Origin of the sequence: Actinomycetospora chlora, from assembly GCF_039542135.1 — a bacterium.
GTDB lineage: Bacteria > Actinomycetota > Actinomycetes > Mycobacteriales > Pseudonocardiaceae > Actinomycetospora > Actinomycetospora chlora.
Genome location: NZ_BAABHO010000111.1, coordinates 1 through 1,955 on the forward strand (window position 1 = coordinate 1; position 1,955 = coordinate 1,955).

The 1,955-nt window shown below is 73.7% G+C and carries 3 protein-coding genes; 2 read left to right on the forward strand and 1 reads right to left on the reverse strand.

Going from position 1 to position 1,955, the window contains the following annotated elements:
* Positions 1–125: 125 nt before the first annotated feature.
* The gene (locus ABD994_RS30885; RefSeq protein ID WP_425550163.1) at positions 126–974 is read right to left on the reverse strand and encodes an SCO6745 family protein; all 849 of its coding nucleotides are present in this window, start codon (positions 972–974) and stop codon (positions 126–128) included.
* 133 nt (positions 975–1,107) lie between these two features.
* Between ABD994_RS30885 and ABD994_RS30890 the strand changes: the two genes are divergently transcribed.
* Entirely contained in the window at positions 1,108–1,449 is a 342-nt protein-coding gene (locus ABD994_RS30890; RefSeq protein WP_345425441.1) for a DUF6247 family protein, read from the forward strand.
* 8 nt (positions 1,450–1,457) lie between these two features.
* Positions 1,458–1,709: a hypothetical protein gene (locus ABD994_RS30895; protein WP_345425446.1), complete on the forward strand. Its 252-nt coding sequence runs from the start codon at positions 1,458–1,460 to the stop codon at positions 1,707–1,709.
* The last annotated feature ends 246 nt before the right edge of the window (positions 1,710–1,955 follow it).

The following is a 1,955-nucleotide window of genomic DNA, read 5'->3' on the forward strand; positions in this document are numbered from 1 at the left end:
CGTGGGAGAGTAGGACACCGCCGGAACACCCGACCACCCCCACCAATCCACGGGGAAGCCAGACGAAGGCCGACGCACCGCCACGGTGCGCCGGCCTTTCGTCGTTTCCGGGGTCGCGACCGTCACTAGCGGGTCGGTGCGGGGATGCCGCCGGCGGTGAGCGCCGCGGTGAGGGGCTCGAGTACCGCCACCAGCTCGTCGAGCTCGGCGGCGGAGAGCGCGTCGAACGGCGGCGCGGCGAGTTCGTCCGTGAGGTCCTCGATGCGCTCCTTGGTGGCGCGGCCGGCCTCGGTGAAGCGGCCGTCGGCGTCGACGAGCCCGCGGCGGCGCAGGCCGGTCATCACCGCCTCGAGGCGTGCCGCCGGCAGGTGGTGGACCCGCCCGAAGGACTCCGGCGGATGGATGTCCATGTCGATCGCGGAGAGGATGTGGGCCTCCGTCCCGCCGATGCCCTCGGTGACGAGGGCGGCGATGTGCCCGTCGCCGCGGTGCTCGCGCAGCGTGGTGGCCGAGTGCCAGAGCCGGGCGACCGGATCGGCCGGCACGGGCATGCTCCGCATCCCGGCGAACATCACCCGGCCCGCGGTGGGGGCGCTCCGCGCGGCCTTCGTGACGAGATCCGCGGCGCGGGCCAGGCCCGGGGAGCCGGCGAGCTCGTCGCCGAGCAGCCGGCGCACGGAGGCCGCGCTGCCCCGCTCCCGTGCGGCGAAGGACGCCTCCGGCGGCGCGGTGTCCCACGCGCTCGGGATGTGCCGTGCGACCTCCCCGTCGGCAAAGCTGTAGAAGGCCGCGTCGACGACCTCGGCCGGCACCCGGCCCAGCGACGCCGCACGGCTGGCGAAGTAGCCGTCCCAGTAGGTGCGGTGCCCGAGTGCGGCCAGCTCGTCGTTGCACTCCTCGGCGAAGAAGGTGACCAGACAGATCGGCTCCAGGAGCTCGAACATGCGACGGGCGGTGGGGATCGTGGTGGACACGGTGGCGCCTCTCCCTCGGTATCGGCCTTCATCTCGACGACGATCGCCCGGCCGGCGTTTCGACACGGACCCCCGGCGATCTCCGGACGGCGTCATCCCCCGTGCGCCGGCCCCCTCGTCGTAGGGTGCGTCTATGACCGCGGCCACCTCCCCCGTCCCGTCCGGCGGGGGTCAGGGCGGGATGTGGGCGGAGGCCACCCCCGCGGAGGTCCGGGCGGCTCTGGCCCCCGAGAGTGCCGTCGAGTTCGACCGCCAGTGGCGCGCCGCGCTCGCCGCCGCAGCCGAGTCGTACGACCTCTCGACGGTCGTCGCCTGCCTCGAGGCGTGGCGGCGGGTCGCTCGTGTGACCGCGGCAGCCGGCGGGCCGGAGGGGTACCGTGCCCTGCACGCCGAGGCCGCCGCGGCCGCCGGTCGCGCCGGTGGGGCTCGCCGCGGCGGGTCGTGGCGCGAGGTGCGCGCCGAGCTCGGCCTGTAGCGCTCCCGGTGACGTACGAGGTCGACGTCGCGACGATCCGCGCCGAGCTCGAGGCCCTCCCGCGCCCGGCCCTGCTCGCCCTGGCCGAGACGCTAGCGGTGCTCGAGGTCGACCCCTGGTCCGGAGCGCCGCTCGTCGACCGCAACCCGGGAGGGGCCGTGCGCACCATGGCGTTCGGCCCGGCGGGCCTGCTCACCTACGTCGTCGTCGAGCAGCTCCGACGGGTGGACCTCCTCCAGGTGCACTGGGCCGGTCCCTGACCGTCGGGGCCCGACATGCCCGTCCACCTGCACCGATGCCGGCACCCCACCCCCCGTGCACGAGGGTCGGAACGGGCCTGTAATCTTCTCCCCGTCGCCAGGACAGAACGGTTGAACCGGGTCCGGTTGATGCAGTAGGATAGGAAGGTCGCCCTCCGGAAGGTCTGCCTCGTGGGCAGGTCAGTACGGCGGTGTGGTTGTCCTTTGAGAACTCAACAGTGTGCCGATGTTTGGTGTGTTTGTCCT